The sequence below is a fragment of the Burkholderia arboris genome (assembly GCF_038723655.1).
GTDB classification, from domain to species: domain Bacteria; phylum Pseudomonadota; class Gammaproteobacteria; order Burkholderiales; family Burkholderiaceae; genus Burkholderia; species Burkholderia arboris.
The window spans coordinates 1,583,871-1,600,343 of the sequence record NZ_CP109821.1; the positions used below are offsets into that span (position 1 = coordinate 1,583,871).

Annotated in this window: 17 protein-coding genes, 1 tRNA gene and 1 pseudogene; 12 read left to right on the top strand and 7 right to left on the bottom strand. The window is 63.8% G+C overall.

What is annotated here, in order from left to right; genetic code table 11:
* Positions 1-5: 5 nt before the first annotated feature.
* The 7 genes from infC to OHZ10_RS07465 all read left to right on the top strand — a co-directional run bounded on the left by infC (position 6) and on the right by OHZ10_RS07465 (position 5,934).
* Positions 6-530 carry a translation initiation factor IF-3 gene (gene infC, locus OHZ10_RS07435; protein ID WP_071734130.1) on the top strand — a complete coding sequence of 175 codons (525 nt, stop codon included), beginning with the start codon at positions 6-8 and terminating at the stop codon, positions 528-530.
* Positions 531-720: 190 nt separating this feature from the next.
* On the top strand, positions 721-918 hold the full coding sequence (gene rpmI / locus OHZ10_RS07440; protein ID WP_004191477.1) for a 50S ribosomal protein L35: 198 nt from the start codon (positions 721-723) through the stop codon (positions 916-918).
* 30 nt (positions 919-948) lie between these two features.
* Positions 949-1,308, top strand: a complete 360-nt coding sequence (rplT, locus tag OHZ10_RS07445; RefSeq protein WP_004192938.1) for a 50S ribosomal protein L20 — start codon at positions 949-951, stop codon at positions 1,306-1,308.
* Positions 1,309-1,457: 149 nt separating this feature from the next.
* Positions 1,458-2,471, top strand: a complete 1,014-nt coding sequence (gene pheS / locus OHZ10_RS07450) for a phenylalanine--tRNA ligase subunit alpha (protein ID WP_059234715.1) — start codon at positions 1,458-1,460, stop codon at positions 2,469-2,471.
* A 96-nt stretch (positions 2,472-2,567) separates the two neighbouring features.
* Positions 2,568-4,997: a phenylalanine--tRNA ligase subunit beta gene (gene pheT, locus OHZ10_RS07455; RefSeq protein WP_342704161.1), complete on the top strand. Its 2,430-nt coding sequence runs from the start codon at positions 2,568-2,570 to the stop codon at positions 4,995-4,997.
* 72 nt (positions 4,998-5,069) lie between these two features.
* A complete protein-coding gene (locus OHZ10_RS07460) occupies positions 5,070-5,456 on the top strand; it encodes an integration host factor subunit alpha (RefSeq protein ID WP_046545481.1) in 387 nt (128 codons plus the stop codon).
* A 61-nt stretch (positions 5,457-5,517) separates the two neighbouring features.
* Complete coding sequence (locus OHZ10_RS07465) at positions 5,518-5,934, top strand: MerR family transcriptional regulator (RefSeq protein WP_059234711.1); 417 nt, start codon at positions 5,518-5,520, stop codon at positions 5,932-5,934.
* Positions 5,935-6,017: 83 nt separating this feature from the next.
* Here the strand turns inward: OHZ10_RS07465 and OHZ10_RS07470 are convergent, their stop codons facing one another.
* Together OHZ10_RS07470 and OHZ10_RS07475 are read right to left on the bottom strand one after the other, a co-directional pair.
* On the bottom strand, positions 6,018-8,228 hold the full coding sequence (locus tag OHZ10_RS07470) for a hypothetical protein (protein ID WP_342704163.1): 2,211 nt from the start codon (positions 8,226-8,228) through the stop codon (positions 6,018-6,020).
* A gap of 294 nt (positions 8,229-8,522) precedes the next feature.
* Complete coding sequence (locus tag OHZ10_RS07475) at positions 8,523-9,515, bottom strand: tyrosine-protein phosphatase (RefSeq protein WP_226196594.1); 993 nt, start codon at positions 9,513-9,515, stop codon at positions 8,523-8,525.
* A gap of 216 nt (positions 9,516-9,731) precedes the next feature.
* Between OHZ10_RS07475 and OHZ10_RS07480 the strand changes: the two genes are divergently transcribed.
* From OHZ10_RS07480 to OHZ10_RS07495, 4 genes are all read left to right on the top strand, one after another.
* On the top strand, positions 9,732-10,445 hold the full coding sequence (locus OHZ10_RS07480; protein ID WP_059234707.1) for a class I SAM-dependent methyltransferase: 714 nt from the start codon (positions 9,732-9,734) through the stop codon (positions 10,443-10,445).
* 134 nt (positions 10,446-10,579) lie between these two features.
* A tRNA-Pro gene (locus tag OHZ10_RS07485) sits at positions 10,580-10,656 on the top strand.
* A gap of 141 nt (positions 10,657-10,797) precedes the next feature.
* The gene (gene bamC, locus OHZ10_RS07490) at positions 10,798-12,006 is read left to right on the top strand and encodes an outer membrane protein assembly factor BamC (protein WP_059234704.1); all 1,209 of its coding nucleotides are present in this window, start codon (positions 10,798-10,800) and stop codon (positions 12,004-12,006) included.
* Between the two features lie 578 nt (positions 12,007-12,584).
* The gene (locus tag OHZ10_RS07495) at positions 12,585-12,875 is read left to right on the top strand and encodes a putative quinol monooxygenase (RefSeq protein WP_059236805.1); all 291 of its coding nucleotides are present in this window, start codon (positions 12,585-12,587) and stop codon (positions 12,873-12,875) included.
* A gap of 42 nt (positions 12,876-12,917) precedes the next feature.
* Here the strand turns inward: OHZ10_RS07495 and OHZ10_RS07500 are convergent, their stop codons facing one another.
* The 3 genes from OHZ10_RS07500 to OHZ10_RS07510 all read right to left on the bottom strand — a co-directional run bounded on the left by OHZ10_RS07500 (position 12,918) and on the right by OHZ10_RS07510 (position 14,528).
* The gene (locus OHZ10_RS07500) at positions 12,918-13,175 is read right to left on the bottom strand and encodes a hypothetical protein (RefSeq protein WP_059234702.1); all 258 of its coding nucleotides are present in this window, start codon (positions 13,173-13,175) and stop codon (positions 12,918-12,920) included.
* 136 nt (positions 13,176-13,311) lie between these two features.
* Complete coding sequence (locus OHZ10_RS07505) at positions 13,312-13,590, bottom strand: hypothetical protein (protein ID WP_059234700.1); 279 nt, start codon at positions 13,588-13,590, stop codon at positions 13,312-13,314.
* A gap of 221 nt (positions 13,591-13,811) precedes the next feature.
* Positions 13,812-14,528: a YdcF family protein gene (locus OHZ10_RS07510; protein WP_059234698.1), complete on the bottom strand. Its 717-nt coding sequence runs from the start codon at positions 14,526-14,528 to the stop codon at positions 13,812-13,814.
* 160 nt (positions 14,529-14,688) lie between these two features.
* On the opposite strand from OHZ10_RS07510, the gene OHZ10_RS07515 reads away from it, so the two are divergent.
* Positions 14,689-15,006 carry a hypothetical protein gene (locus OHZ10_RS07515; RefSeq protein WP_059234696.1) on the top strand — a complete coding sequence of 106 codons (318 nt, stop codon included), beginning with the start codon at positions 14,689-14,691 and terminating at the stop codon, positions 15,004-15,006.
* Positions 15,007-15,203: 197 nt separating this feature from the next.
* Here OHZ10_RS07515 and OHZ10_RS07520 read toward each other — a convergent pair whose 3' ends face one another.
* On the bottom strand, positions 15,204-15,455 hold the full coding sequence (locus OHZ10_RS07520) for a hypothetical protein (protein ID WP_059234694.1): 252 nt from the start codon (positions 15,453-15,455) through the stop codon (positions 15,204-15,206).
* A gap of 201 nt (positions 15,456-15,656) precedes the next feature.
* Positions 15,657-16,052: pseudogene (locus OHZ10_RS07525) on the bottom strand (transposase); the annotation flags it as partial.
* Positions 16,053-16,473: the final 421 nt, after the last annotated feature.

Sequence of the window (16,473 nt, forward strand, 5' to 3'; positions counted from 1 at the left end):
GTAACATCGCTACTGATAAGTCGTCGCACCGCATCAACGGTGAAATCACTGCGCCGGAAGTGCGCCTGGTCGGGATCGAGAACGAACCGCTCGGTATCGTAAAACTCGCTGATGCTTTCCGTAAATCGGAAGAACTGGATGTTGACCTGGTGGAAATCGCGCCGCAAGCGGTTCCCCCGGTTTGCCGTCTGATGGATTACGGCAAGTTCAAGTACCAGGAATCGAAGAAGCAGCACGAAGCGAAGCTGAAGCAGAAGGTCATCCAGGTCAAGGAAGTCAAGTTCCGCCCGGGTACCGATGACGGTGACTACAACGTCAAGCTCCGCAACCTCGTGCGCTTCCTCGAAGAGGGCGACAAGACGAAGATCACGTTGCGTTTCCGCGGCCGTGAAATGGCTCACCAGGAGATCGGTATGCGGATGCTTGAGCGTCTGCGCACGGATCTCGAGGAAGTCGGCCAGGTCGAGCAGATGCCGAAGATGGAAGGGCGCCAGATGATCATGGTGCTCTCGCCGAAGAAAAAGAAGTAACGGGCCCGCGCGCGTTGCGCGCTGGTTCGACAGTGGTTCGGCGCGTTGCCCGGTCAGGGCGGCGCGCCAACAATGACGGCGGCTGCGCAAGCGGCACGCCGTACACAAGTGGACTGGGTTTCGAAGGGCGGGTCAAGGGCGCAAGCCAACCGCACACCCATCGCCATCTAATAAACTGGAGTTGTTCGTCATGCCTAAGATGAAGACCAAGAAGAGCGCTGCAAAGCGCTTCGTGGTGCGTCCGGGCGGTACCGTCAAGCGCGGTCAAGCCTTCAAGCGCCACATCCTGACCAAGAAAACCACGAAGAACAAGCGTCACCTGCGCGGCGCAACGGCAGTTCATGATTCCGATCTGAACTCCGTCCGCGCGATGCTGCCGTTCGCGTAACCCCTCAACTGATACTCTAAGGAGAGAAACATGCCTCGAGTCAAACGTGGGGTAACCGCACGGGCCCGCCACAAGAAGATCATCAACCTGGCCAAGGGTTATCGCGGCCGCCGCAATAACGTCTACCGCATCGCCAAGCAAGCGGTGATGCGCGCTGGTCAGTACGCGTACCGCGACCGCCGCAACAAGAAGCGTGTGTTCCGCGCACTGTGGATCACGCGTATCAACGCGGCAGTTCGTCAGCACGACATGACCTACAGCGTGTTCATCAACGGCCTGAAGAAGGCGTCGATCGAACTCGACCGTAAGGTGCTGGCTGACATGGCGGTGTTCGACAAGGCTGCTTTTGCTGCGATCGTCAAGCAGGTGAAAGCCGCCGTTGCAGCCTAATTGCGAAATTAGCACTGCGTGGTTAGTTGCAGCGATGTTCCGGTAGTCTCGGCCGCTGCAGCGAAAACGGGGCTCTTCCGAGCCCCTTTTTTGTTTGGTGGAGCAGTTTCGCTCGCCAAGACCGAATGACGTTGGAAATGATGGGATCTATGGATCTGGACCAGATTGTCGCCGACGCGCAGCAGTCCTTCGAACAGGCTGCCGACATCACCACGCTCGAAAACGAGAAAGCACGATTTCTCGGCAAGTCGGGTGCGCTGACCGAGTTGCTGAAGGGCCTCGGCAAGCTCGATCCCGAAACGCGCAAGACCGAAGGCGCACGCATCAACGTCGTGAAGCAGCAGGTTGAAGCCGCGCTGACCGCCCGTCGCCAGGCACTGGCCGACGCGCTGCTGAATCAGCGCCTCACTGCCGAAGCGATCGACGTGACGCTGCCGGGCCGCGGCGCCGGCGCAGGCAGCCTGCACCCCGTGATGCGCACGTGGGAGCGGGTCGAACAGATTTTCGGCTCGATCGGTTTCGATGTGGCCGACGGCCCCGAAATCGAGACGGACTGGTACAACTTCACGTCGCTGAACAGCCCGGAGAACCATCCGGCGCGTTCGATGCAGGACACCTTCTACGTCGAAGGCAAGGATGCCGACGGCCGCCAGCTGCTGCTGCGCACGCACACGAGCCCGATGCAGGTGCGTTATGCGCGCATGAACCGTCCGCCGATCAAGGTGATCGCGCCGGGCCGCACGTATCGCGTCGACAGCGATGCGACCCACTCGCCGATGTTCAATCAGGTCGAGGGGCTGTGGATCGACGAAAACATCAGCTTCGCCGACCTCAAGGGCGTCTATACCGACTTCCTGAAAAAATTCTTCGAGCGCGACGACATCCTCGTGCGCTTCCGTCCGTCGTATTTCCCGTTCACGGAACCGTCGGCCGAGATCGACATGATGTTCGAGCAAGGCAAGAACGCGGGCAAGTGGCTCGAGATCTCCGGCTCGGGGCAGGTGCATCCGACCGTGATTCGCAACATGGGCCTCGATCCCGAGCGCTATATCGGCTTCGCGTTCGGCAGTGGCCTCGAGCGTCTGACGATGCTGCGCTACGGCGTCCAGGATCTCCGGCTGTTCTTCGAGAACGATCTGCGTTTCCTGCGCCAGTTCGCATAACGCCGCTCGCCGCGCCGACCTGTGCCCGCGCACGCCCCGACGGACGATCCGACGGGGCCCGGGCGTCGATCTAACCTGTTTCGAACGTAGACATCCATGCAATTCCCTGAATCCTGGTTGAGAACCTTTGTCGACCCGCAGCTGACGACCGACGAACTGTCGCACGCGCTGACGATGGCGGGGCTCGAAGTCGAATCGCTGAGCAAGGCTGCGCCGCCGACGTCGAAGATCGTCGTTGGCCGCGTGCTCGAAGTCGTCAAGCATCCGGATGCGGACAAGCTCAATGTCTGCCAGGTCGACGCCGGTACCGGCGCGACGCTGAACATCGTCTGCGGTGCGCCGAACGTGGCGCCCGGCATCAAGGTGCCGGTCGCGCTGGTCGGTGCGGAACTGCCGCCGGCGGAAGAGGGCGGCAAGCCGTTCGCGATCAAGCTGTCGAAGCTGCGCGGCGTGGAGAGCCAGGGGATGCTGTGCTCGGCGCGCGAGCTGAAGCTGTCCGAGGATCACAGCGGCCTGCTGATCCTGCCGGAAGCCACGCCGGTCGGCCAGGACATCCGCGAGACGCTCAATCTCGACGACACGGTCTTCGAAATCAAGCTGACGCCGAACAAGGCCGACTGCCTGTCCGTGTTCGGTATCGCGCGCGAGACGGCCGCGATCACCGGCGCGCCGCTGACGCCGGTCGACATCCGTCCGGTGCGCGTCGAGCTCGACGAAACGTTGCCGGTGCGCATCGCCGCGCCGGATCTGTGCGGCCGTTTCTCGGGTCGCGTGATCCGCGGCGTGAACGCGCACGCGAAGACGCCGCAGTGGATGGTCGAGCGCCTCGAGCGTTCGGGCCAGCGCAGCGTGTCCGCGCTCGTCGACATCTCGAACTACGTGATGTTCGAGCTCGGCCGCCCGTCGCACGTGTTCGATCTCGACAAGATCCACGGCGGCATCGAGGTGCGCTGGGGCAAGCGCGGCGAATCGCTGAAGCTGCTCAACGGCAACACGGTCGAACTCGACGAAACGGTCGGCGTGATTTCGGATGACCGCCAGGTCGAGAGCCTGGCCGGCATCATGGGCGGCGACAGCACGGCCGTCACGCTCGACACGACCAACATCTATCTCGAAGCTGCGTTCTGGTGGCCGGACAGCATCCGCGGCCGCGCGCGCAAGTACAACTTCTCGACCGATGCGGCGCATCGCTTCGAGCGCGGCGTCGACTACGCGACGACCGTCGAGCACGTCGAGCGCATCACGCAACTGATTCTCGAGATCTGCGGCGGCAAGGCAGGCCCGGTCGACGATCAGTCGGTGAACCTGCCGCAGCGTGCGCCGGTGAAGATGCGCGTGTCGCGCGCGAACCGCATCATCGGCGTGAAGATCGGCGCCGACGAGATCGCCAGCATCTTCACGCGCCTCGGCCTGCCGTTCGAGCGTGAAGACGACGCATTCCTCGTCACGCCGCCGTCGCACCGCTTCGACATCGAGATCGAGGAAGACCTGATCGAGGAAGTGGCGCGCATCTACGGTTTCGAAAAGATCCCGGCGCGTCCGCCGGTCGCGACGAGCGAAATGCGCGCGACCAACGAGACGCGGCGCTCGATCCACGACATCCGTCACGCGCTTGCTGCGCGCGACTACGCGGAAACCGTCAACTTCAGCTTCGTCGATGCGGAGTGGGAGCGCGATTTCGCGGGCAACGACAACCCGATCCGGCTGCTGAACCCGATCGCGAGCCAGCTTTCGGTGATGCGCACGACGCTGTTCGGCAGCCTGATCGCCGTGCTGCGCCACAACCTCAATCGCCGCGCCGATCGCGTGCGCGTGTTCGAATCGGGCCGCGTGTTCCTCACGGATTCGTCGGTGAAGGCCGGCGAACTGGCGGTCGAAGGTCATGCGCAGCCGAAGCGTGTCGGCGCGCTGGCGTACGGTCCGGCAGTCGACGAGCAGTGGGGTGTCGCCACCCGAGCGGTCGATTTCTTCGACGTGAAGGGCGATCTCGAGGCGCTGCTTGCGCCGGCGGCCGCACGCTTCGTGAAGGCTGAGCATCCGGCCCTTCATCCGGGCCGCAGCGCACGCGTCGAGGTCGATGGCCGTGCGGTCGGCTGGATCGGCGAACTGCATCCGCGCCTGATGCAGAAGTACGAGCTGCCGCACGCACCGGTGATGTTCGAAATCGACGCGGACGCGCTGATCGCGCGTGCGCTGCCGGCACCGGCCGACGTGTCGAAATTCCCGCCGGTGCGTCGCGATATCGCCGTTGTCGTCGATCAGGCGGTCGAGGTTCAGGCACTTTTCGACGAAATGAAGAAGGCGCTTGCCGAAGAGGCCTGCCGATTCGTTCAGAAGGTTGTACTCTTCGACGAATTTCGTGCAAAATCAAATACTTCCGGTGGTCTTGCCGCGAACGAGAAGAGCCTTGCCTTCCGCGTGACGCTGCAGGATGCGGCTGGCACGCTACAGGACGAGGTCGTCGATCAGGCGATCCAGACGCTGGTCGAGCGGATGGCTCGTGCTGGTGCGCGCCTGCGCGGCTAAGGAGAGGATCCGCCCGTTCGCGGGCGGCTTTTCCCCATCGTAAGTTTTGATTCAACGCGCTGTATGGCAGATATGAACGACATGACCTCGAGTGAATTCGAAGCCCTCCTGACGGCGCAACGCAGCGCCATGAACCGCGACGCTTCGGCGCCGGCGTCCACCGAGACGCCCACGCTGACGAAGGCGGAGCTGGCGGAGCTGCTGTTCGACAGCGTCGGGCTGAACAAGCGTGAAGCGAAGGACATGGTCGAGGCGTTTTTCGAGGTGATCCGCGACGCGCTCGAGAATGGCGAAAGCGTCAAGCTGTCGGGCTTCGGCAACTTCCAGTTGCGCGACAAGCCGCAGCGTCCGGGCCGCAATCCGAAGACGGGCGAGGCGATTCCGATCGCGGCCCGCCGGGTGGTAACCTTCCACGCGAGCCAGAAACTGAAGGCACTGGTCGAAAACGGCACGGAGTAAGCTCCTCGCGCTGATGCCCCCGCGCGGCCGCCGCGCACCCTTTACCGACGGTTAACCGACGATGACCACTACGGTTGAGAAAGTCGTCTTGCCTCCGATTCCCGCGAAGCGCTACTTCACGATCGGTGAAGTCAGCGAACTGTGCGGGGTCAAGCCGCATGTGCTGCGTTACTGGGAACAGGAATTCACTCAGCTGCGGCCGGTGAAGCGGCGCGGCAATCGCCGGTATTACCAGCATCACGAGGTCCTGCTGATCCGGCGGATTCGCGAGTTGTTGTACGAGCAGGGGTTCACGATCAACGGTGCGCGCAACCGGCTCGATTCGCCGGGTGGCCAGCGGGCCGCGGCAGAGCGGGTCGAGCCCGACGGGCAGGCTGCCGTCGATACGCGTGTGCCGGGCAAGCCGGGCACAACCGTCGACGTCATTGCGTTGCGGCAGGCGTTGCTCGACGTGCTCGACGGACTGAAGCACGACTGAGCGCGCAGCGCGAACGAGATGCATGGAAAAGCCCGGTTGGCAGTGCGCCACCGGGCTTTTTTCATGCGGGCCGCACACGGTGATCAGCGCGACGCGAGCGGATTCTTCTGTCCCATGTCGACGACCAGCGTGCCGTCCGGCAGCATCCGCACCGAGCCTTGCGCGACCTGGCTGCGGTAGCCGTACAGGTCGAAACGCATCGGGCCGGCCTCGGCCGTATTCCGGATCAGTGCGCGCACGTTCAGTTCGAGCACGTTGAACATCTTCATGTCGCCGCCTTCCATCCACATGTAGCTCGGTGCATCGATCTGCGGCGGCTTCGTTGCGGGCGCGCCCGCCGCGCGCCGGAACGTGAGGCGCAGTCCGTCGCGTTCGACCGTCGCCTGCCCGAGCTTGCCGTTCAGCATCGGCGGCGGGAACACGGTGTACTGGTCGAGCACGAGCGTGTCACCGCGCAGTTCCGCGCCGCGCCGCTGCAGCGGCGTCAGCGACGCGAGCTCGATGCCGAGCGAGCGCAAGAGCTTCGCCTGCGGAATGCCGAGCACCGCCACCTGCGACGGCTTGAACGCGAGGTGGCGGTCGTCGAGCACCGTCAGCGAGCCCTTCATGTCGGTCGGCAGCCAGACCCCCGGCACGTGATTCCACAGCTTGATGCCGCCCTGGACGCGCAGGTTAGGGCCATCCGCGCTCAGTTGCAGATCGTTCAGTGAGCGCGGCGAGTAGTCGAGCAGGTAGTTGTTGAACAGTGCCGACATCGCCTTCCACGACTCAACGACCGTGCCGCCGAGTATGCGGATGTCGTACTGGTTCGGATCGTCGAGATCGACGGGCTCGCCGGGCCGCTTCGACACGAGTTCGACGTCGAGATCCTCGACATGAAAGCCGATATCGCCGGACAGGTTGAAGTCGACGTTGCGCAGATGGATCGTCGGATTGCGGTTCGACACGTGCCGTTCGTTGAACGGGGTGGTCGACGTGCGCCGCATCGCGACCTTCTGCATGCCGGGTCGCACGGCGTCCGCCGCGAGCGCGTAGGCTTCCCAGTGCTGGCGCACGTCGCGCAGCGCCGTCTGCTGCGCGGCGAGGAAGCTGTCGTTCAGGCGCGCCCCCGCATTGCCGAGCAGTGCGCCGCTGGCCGGGCCCGTGTACGAAGGCATCCGGATCGCCATCGCGCCGCTTTCGTCGAAATTGAAGTAGCCGGCCGACACCTGGTCGCGATAGTGATACAGGCCGAACACGAACGTCTGGTCGCGCTTCGACGGATCGACCGGACCGATCAGGATGTCCGCGTTCATCGGCATCGAGCGCATGAACTTCACGTCGCCGCCGCGGATGTACATCGCCTGCTGCGGCGCGTTCGCGGGCATCGCGAAGCCGGCATGCGTACCGTCGTCGAGCTTCAGGTCGAGGCCGGCCGGCGTTACGCGCAGCGCTGTGATCGTGAGCTTCAGGCGCGGCGGCGGCATCAGCTTGTCGACCGCCATCACGAGATCGTCGCCGGCGAGCTGCGCGATCGGCGTCTGGACCTTCAGCAGGTCGGCCATTTTCACGTTGGCCGCGCGCATCACCGGCTGCGCGTTGATGCCCGACACGCGCACGCCGGTCGGGTGGAACACGAGCTGGCTGCCGTCGCGGATCGTGAGCGTGCCGGTCAGCGAGAACGGCACCCAGCCGTCGCGCTGCATCTCGCCTTGCAGGTGGATCACGCCGTCGCCGGCCGAGACGGCCAGCTTGCGCAGCGGCGCGTTGCGGTAGCCGAAGATGTAGGTGTTGAAGAGGGCGGTCAGCTTCGCGTTGTCGAGCGTGACCGTGCCTTCGTGCACGTCGATCTGGAAGCTCGTCGGATCGTCGAATACGATGGGCGCGCCGGCCTGCGTCGGCACGAGCGTGGCCGACAGCTGATGGATGAAGAAGCCGAGGTTGTTGACGATGCGGAAATCGACGTCGCGCAGGAACGTCATCGCACCGTTCTGGCCGGAGTCGCGCAGCGTGAACGGGCGCGGTTGCGTGAGGCTGATCGATGCGAGCGACGGCACGGTGCGCGCGACCTGCTGCTCGCGTGCGAGGCGTTCGGCCTTGGTGCGTTCGATCTTCGTCGACGCGGCCGGCGGGTTGCCGTCGCGCTGCGCGGCCGATTCCGCACAGCCTGCGCAGAGCAGCGCGAGCGCCAGTGCGCCGCAGCCGAACACGCGGGATGGCGAGTGCGACACCGGACCGGGCGTGCGCCGCAGGCCGGAAAACCAGTTGAAAATTGCCAAAGGCGAGCGATGGCCGCGCCGGACCGCATTCCGCATCGTCTGTCTCCATGTCTTGTCGTGATCGACGGCGGCGCGTGCCACTGCACGGCGCGAGCGTCGATGCCGTGCAGTGTGTCATAGCGCGCTAGAGCGGCGTTACCAAACAACGGACGCCTAGGCGGGGCGTGCCGGCGGGCTGCGGGACAATGGATTCGGGAGGGACGGACGGCCGGTTCAAACGGTCGTTTGGTTTGTGCGGGGGCACCGGCCCGCGTCATTCGAGGCGGCGGTGAAACCCGCGGCCGGCCTTGGCCGGCGCGGATTTCACCGGATGCGCGGCGTGGCGGCCGGTTACACCAGCATGCGCTGCCGGATCGCGTTCTGCGTGGCCTGGTCGAGCTGCAGGCCGCTCTCGATATACGACGCCATTGAGCCGTACGACGCGGCGACCTGATCGAATGCCGCCTGCAGATAGTCGGCATGGGCGCCCTGGAGCGCGGTCATCATGTCCGCCGCATTTTGCCCGCCGGCTTGTTGGGCATGGGCGACGGAAGCGGCGATATCGGCTGCGCTGTAGGTGTTGGTCAGCAGGTAGTCGTCGACGATCGTTTGCTGCGGGATACCGAGGATCGTGTGCAGAATGGCGGTCGCCCAGCCGGTGCGATCCTTGCCGGCCGTGCAGTGGAACACCAGGTTTTCGCCGGTGCCGGCGAAGCCGCTGAACAGCGCGTGATAGCTTGCATGCGCGGTATCCGACGTCACGAATGCGCGGTACATGCTCAGCATGAAAGCGGTCGCGGTTGCGCCGCTGGTGGGGAGCGGATCGATGCTGGCGGCGCCGAGCACGTTGAGGTTTTGCCAGGCGGCGCCGGCGAGTGTCACATCCGGTTGCGTCTTGATCTCGGCCGGCGTGCGCAGGTCGCAGATCTGCCGGATGCCGAGCGTCCCGACGGTCGCGACATCGGCGGCGGACAAGGCGAGCGCGGACGAGCGATAGATCACGCCTTTCTTCATCTTTGCGCCGCCGGTCGTCACGTAGCCGGTTCCGTCCGGTCCGGCCGTGTCGCGAAAGTTCGACGCGGAAGCCAGTCGCGGTGTCGCGACCGGTGCGACCGACATCGAGTCGCCTCCGCATGCCGATAGAAACGAGGCGCTCCCCAGCGCTACGCCTATCGTGCCGGCGCTCAGCCGGAGAAACTGTCGACGGGAAATTTCGTTTTTCTGATGCATTCGATGCCCTGTGTCGAAGAGGGTGACAAGAAGCCGCGACCGCGGCGGCGACCGGAGCCGCACCCTGCTTCCCGCTCGACGCGGCAAAGCCGGACGGGCCGGATCGATCGGCATGCAGTCGGACGGCGCGCCGCGCACGCCAATCTCGCGCCGGCTAAGCGCACGGTAGCGATTTGCGGCGAAGCGGCCATCGTCTTTTTCGACTAGGGGTGCATGCGGATTGTCGGTGCGAGCCGGGCATCGACGGATACGATCGGCGGCGATGGCGAGGTAAGATCGGCGTCAGTGGCTGGTTCGATCACAACACGGTAGCCATCACGGGGAAACGCCATGGATCTCAAGGAAGTCGACGTACTGGGTTCGGGGGTGGGCGATCACTGGTACTACGCGTCGAAGGCGAGCGCAATCCGCCGGTTCCTCGGCGCGTCGGGCGCGAACCGGATTCTCGACGTCGGTGCGGGCTCCGGCTTTTTCTCGAAGCATCTGCTCGAACGCACGCAGGCGACGGAAGCATGGTGTGTCGATACGAGCTACGCCGACGACAGCGATGGTGAGACGGCCGGCAAGCCCATTCACTTTCGGCGGTCCGTCGATCGATTCGATGCCGATCTCGTGTTGCTGATGGACGTGCTCGAGCATGTCGACGACGATGTCGGGCTGCTGACGCAGTATGTGAAGGGGGCGCCTTCCGGCAGCCGGTTCCTGATCACGGTTCCCGCGTTCCAGTTTCTCTGGAGCGGCCACGACGATTTCCTCGAGCACAAGCGCAGGTATACGCTCGGCGGCCTCGAGGAGGTAGTCCGGCGTGCGGGGCTCGACGTCGAGCACGGCGCTTATTATTTCGGCCTGACGTTTCCGCTTGCGGCCGCATTGCGGCTGGGAGAGCGTGCGCGCGCGCATCCGCGCGAGCCTGCGTCGCAATTGCGCCGCCACCATCCGTTCGTCAATGGCTTGCTCAAGGCGATCTGCCGCGTCGAATTGCCGATGTTCCGCTTCAATCGCGTCGCCGGCCTGACGGTCATGTGTGTCGCGCGCAAGCGGTGAGTGCGATGCGGATGCCGATGGTCGGCATTCGCGCGTCCGCCTGCCGTCACGCCAAAAAATTTCACAAGAACATCCACAAAATGCATGCGACCCGATTCTAAATCTGAAAAGTGTCTGTTATACTTTTCTTCTTTCGGGGCGTAGCGCAGCCTGGTAGCGTACCTGCATGGGGTGCAGGTGGTCGGAGGTTCAAATCCTCTCGCCCCGACCAGACAAAGAACCCGCGTCAGCTCAAGCTGACGCGGGTTTTTTCTTGCCCGTCGCTTTTTTGCACATCGTGGCGCGGCCCCGGTAAAATGCAAGGTTGATCCACGGAAAGCGCCGTGATTTAGCGGAAGAGGATTCCCCGAACATGACTGATCTTCGTCTTACCATGCGGTTCGCTGCAGTGCTCGCCACCGGCGTACTCGTCGCCGGTTGCGGTACGTCGTCGCCCACGAAAGTGGACTACAAGAGCGATTCGAAATCGAAGGAAGCGTCGCTCGCAGTGCCGCCCAACATGCTCGACGAGACGGCCGATCAGCGTTCGCTGCCGCCCCAGGGCGGCGCGACTTCCCTGTCCGCGCTTCAGCAGGTCCAGCAGGCAGCGCCTGCGCTGGACACCGTCGCACCGGCCGTGGCCGGCATGCATATTCAGCGTGACGGCACCGAAAGCTGGCTCGTGATCGACGGCAAGCAGCCGGCCGCGATCTGGCCGCAGGTTCGCCGTTTCTGGCAGGAGCAGGGCTTCCTGCTCGTCGTCGACCAGCGCGACAAGGGCGTGATGGAAACCGACTGGAACGAAACCCATCCGCAGATCAACGACGGCCTGATCCGCAGCGTGATCTCGAAGGCGATGGGCAATTCGTACGTGACGGCCGAGCGCAACAAGTACCGCACGCGTCTCGATACGGCGCCGAATGGCGGCACCTACGTGTTCATCAGCCAGAAGGGGATGCGCGAGGCGATCACCGGCGCGAACAACGATTCGAGCAAGTGGGAGCCGAAGCCGAACGATCCGGCGCTCGAGACCGAATACCTGAAGCGGCTGATGGCCGTGCTCGCACAGAACGAGCAGCGCGCGAAGAACGGCGAGCCGCCGGTCGCGAACATCAAGGACAACACGGTACCGAAGGACAAGAAGGCCGACGCCGACGCATCGTCGAAGGCTGCCGCAGCGATTGCGGCGCAGAACGTCACGCGTACGTCGGCGCAAGGCAACGATGCCGCTGACGCGGCCGTGCCGTCCGAAGTCACGCTCGGCGAGCCGTACGACCGGTCGTGGCTGCACGTCGGCCTCGCGCTCGATCGCGCGAACTTCACGGTCGACGATCGCGATCGCACGAAGGGCCTGTATTTCGTGCGCTACGTCGATCCGAAGGATCTGACCTCGGCCGAGCAGGGTTTCTGGAGTCAGCTGTTCCATGGCAAGAAGGAAAAGCAGGCGAAGCAGTACCGTGTCAACGTGAAGGCGCTGACGGCCGACCAGACGCGCGTTGCAATCGTCGACGATGCGGGCGGGATCGACTCGTCGTCGGCGGCACGCCAGATCATGGGGCTGCTCGTGAATCAGCTTCGCTGATCCCGGCACTTCTCCGCATCATTGAAAAAGCCCGCCTTTCGGCGGGCTTTTTTCATGGCCGTTCGCCGGCGCATGTGCGTGTCCGGGTCGTTCGGTTCCTGCTCGTGACGTTACGTAACATCCGCGCGTTACGACGGCAGAACACCTGTCACATTGTCGCCGACGTTAAAAAATGTCCTTTTAAATCAACGAAATGATCGGCATGAGTTGGCTGGCACGCAACCTGCTTTATATGTTGGAATTGTTGAAACAGGGAGGATGACGTCAGATACCGGGCGTGCGCAGCGAGCGCCGGATCAACGGTATCGGCGTCTTCACATGCCGGCGCGACATGCGTCGGCGCAACCGATGACGATCCGCGCCAGCGTGCGGATCTCGATGGCCCCGTCGCCTATCCTCGTAGGGCGACGGTTTCGCCCGCGCTTCTCTGAAGCGCGGGCTATTTTTTTGGCGGCCCGCCGTCGTGCCGTGTCTTATCTGCGCGGCCGATGCGCGATGCGCGATGCGTGATTCGCGATGCGTGATTCGCGATGCGTGATTCGCGTATTCTCGAACTTTTTCGGATGAAGGAGGCGGGAATGGCGGAAATTGCAGTCGTGGCGCTGATCGTGGCGAAGCCGGGCGCCGAGGAAAAGCTGCGCATTGCGCTCGAAGGGATCGTCGAGCCGACCCGCAACGAAGCCGGCGCATTGCAGTACGACCTGCATCGGGATCTGAGGGAGCCCGCGCGATTCGTATTCGTCGAGCGTTGGGAGAGCGAGGAGGCGCTGGCCGTCCATGCGCGTTCTGCGCACATCCTCGCTTATCGCGAAGCGGCCGCGGACTGGATCGAACGTTCCGAAATCCGCGTGCTGTCGAAGCTCGTCTGAGCCGGATGGGGGCGACCGGACGTGTCCGGTCGCAGCGGCGCGTCAGTGCGACGCGCTGGGGACGTCGAGGATCAGGATGATCGTCCAGTCGGCGTCGCCGTCATGGTGATACTGGCGCTCGGCCACGATGAACGGTTGCTGCTTGCCTTGCGGGCCGAGGAACAGCACGTCGCCCTCCATCGGCAGGCACTCGATCGGCGGCAGCGCGAGGAACGCGTCGGTCGAGCCGCGGGGCATCAGTTGCTTGATCTGGCGAGTGGCGGCTTCGGTCCACTCGATATCGAGTTGAATGTTGCTCATGCTGTCCTCCGCACCGGGGTGCGCACGGGTGGAAAATTTCGGTGCGCGACTTTAGCACAGCGCGCGGGCGCCGCAACCAAAAAAGCCGAACCCGGTTGCCCGGATTCGGCTTTTCGCATGTGCGGTGCCGCCGAACTTACTGGCTGGCAGCGTCTGCAGCCTTGGCAGTCTTCTTGCCGGCCTTCTTCGCCCCTGCCTTGTGATGAGCAGCCTTCTTGCCGTGGTGATGCTCTTCCTGCATCGCCGGCTGAGCGGCTTCGGCCGCTTGCTGCTGTTGCAGCGCTTGTGCGCGCTGCTCGATCTCGGCGATCTTGGCCGGATCGGTGATGGTCTGGATCTGCGTGCTCTCTTGCGCATACGCTGCGCCAGTCAGCGCCGACATCGCTACCAGGATAGCCAGGGACGTCTTCTTCATTGCTTTACCTCCGCTAAGTGGTGATGAACCCGAGTGTTGCCGTTGAGTCTGGCGACTGCAATCGAGTGCGTGTCGAGTGTAACAAAAGTGACGGATCAATGTGCACCGGATCGCGGCGCGATGCAAGGCCCCGTTGAAGTCGCGCAACACTTCTTGCACTTCGTCACGCGCGTGCCATCCGGGGCGGGGCGCTTGTTTCCGCGCCCGTTTTCGCGCTGTCTTCAAAACCATCCAAGCCATCGATAGACGTGGAATTGTGCGATGCCGACCAGCTCGTGCAGTGCCTGTTCGGCGTTGGCCACATTGCGCCAGCGCGGCAGCCAGCCCGTTTGCGCGCGTCGGAGATTTGCATAAACAGGCTGCGGATCGATGCCGAAACGGTGGAAATCGAGCAGGGCGCGGCGCATCTGGTACGACGACGTGACGAGAATGCGTGCGTCGTCATACTGTGAGCGTAGTATAGACGCAGTGAATTTCGCATTTTCGTAGGTTGTGCGGCTGTTGGGTTCGAGCACGAGGTCGGCGGAGGCAACGCCTTCCGCCATGAGTTGGCGCCCGTATACGGCCGCCTCGGTTTCGCCGTGATGCTGCGGGTCGCCGCCCGACATCACCACGGTGCAGCGCTCGGCCCGCTGCAGACACGTGCGATAGAGCGCGGCAACCGTATGGATGCGCGCGACGCCGTCGGGTGGCGGTTGCAGCCCCGTGTCGGTGCGGCGTGTGCCGGCGCCGATGAGGATCAGCGTGGTCCGCCCGTGCATGTCCGGGTGCTCGACCGGCGTGACGCCGGCCTCGGTCCAGGCGATCAGCGGCGCTGCGAGCCAGCCTGTCGCAAGCAGCCAGAACAGCGCAACGGCGACGATCGAAATGGTTCGACGCTGCTTGCGGCAGAGCATGAAACAGATGAAGAGAAGTACAAATGAATCGAACAGAATCAATTTGATTGGGGTAAGGTGTCTTTTTATGGACGGCTGACGATCCGGCCCTGACGCGACGCCGAAGAACGTCGGCCTCCAGAATCGGTGGCGGTTTCGGCGGGCGGAAACCCCGCCCGGCGCGCCGCTTCGCATTGTCGCTGCACTTTAAGAAAGAATCGAGATGGCCACGTATTCCAACGAAGCGGTGCTCGACGCATTGAGACGAGTGCAGTACCGCCAGGTACCGTGGGCACGCCGCCCGGGCGTGTTCGAGTATCTCCGTTCGCTCGGGTTGATGGACACGGTCAGGCAGAAGACCGTTGCCCCCGCGCCGGGTTTTCATGCTCCGGTCGACATCGCCATACTGACCGACAGTGGTCGAGCCGAATTCTCGCGCCTCGAGCGCGACGAGAAATTACTTTCCTGGACTGATCGCCGTATGGACGACTACGCATTGAGCGAAGCGAGCGCCGTGGCGATTCTCGAAAGCCGCCTGTAGCGCCCGCACCATCCCGCCCCGTGCATCGTCGCGCAGGCCGGCGATGCAAAAAAAAAGCCCGTATCGCGAGGATACGGGCGTACCGGATACTTTTGCTGTTGCCACGCTGTGCTCATGGCAACGGATGTGACTCGCCGTATGCGGCGCAGTTCCCGAAAGCGGGCATTTTCTTTGGCGAATTCCTGAAATTGGCGGGACTACGGATGACGCGGCACGTCGGACGGCTGCGAGCCGATGCGCGCCCGCGCGTTGCTGGCGATGTCGCCGCGCAGGTCGCCGCGCGGCACGGTTTGCCGGCTGGAGGCATTTGCGGACGGTGGCTGGCGAAGGGTGTTCCGGTGATCCTGCTGGCGATGGGGCGGCTTCGCGCGATCGTCGGCGTGGGCAGGGGCGGTCAGCGCCATGGAAACGACAATGCCGCATGCGACGAGCAGTGACATTGGTTTCATGGCGGGGCTCCCTTCAAGCCGTCGGCGCGGCCTGTTGATATGTCGCTAAGGTAAGCGTGGGAGTGCAGGCTTGCTGTAAATATTGGTAAATAGATGTATCGCGGCACGACAACGGTAATGAACGGCAATGCAGGCGTCGCGAAAAAGTCGCGTCGCAGAAAACAACCGGGCGGCCGAAGCCGCCCGATCGAGCATGCGTTACGCCATCTTGACGGGCGCGCGCCAGGATTCCGGATTGGTCCAGAAGGCGCCGCGCAGCCGGTCGCGGCTCGGCGGTGCGGGCGGCTTCGCGGCGCTTGCGCCGATGCGTCCGCGCAGCGAGATCTGCCGGCCGCTCGTGCCGAGTCGTTTCACGATTTCGGCGAGCGTGCCGTCCGCCTGCCATTCGTCGAAACGGCGGCGGCAGGTCGGCGGCGACGGGTAGCGGCCCGGCAGCTTCGACCAGCCTTCACCCGTCGACAGCACCCACAGCACGGCGTTTACCACCGAGCGGGCTTCCACGCGGGGACGGCCGCGCCGCTCACTCCGTGCGGGTTCCGAGCAAAACAGACCCTCGACCAGCGCCCACTCGTTATCTCTCAAATCGTCGAACAGCATCATGTCCTCACCTCAGCGAAGCTAACTCCGGTGCGCTGCCCTGCGCCGCGCACTCTTCAAGCACTCGATCATTGAGTGCCGGGTGGGGGCGTCCGGTTGGCCGGCAGCGGCGTTTCTGCTCTTCCGTCCGACGAAACCTGCGCCCTGTGCGCCAGGTAATGCACGAAGCGTGCCATGTCGGAGGCCAATCCCTCGAGAGCCGCTTGGCAGCGAGCTAACGGCTAAGTCAGCTAGGGGCGTATAAGACGCCAAAATAACCTGGCAGCAAATCGGGACAATCACCAATCTTGTGCAGTTCGCCCGTACCACGTGCGTTTGCGAATGTATTGCACCGCAGCGAAACATTCGCGGAAGGTGCCGGATTCGGCCGCCGAGGCCCGATTCGCGCATTACAATCCTGCATCGATATCGACGATTGATG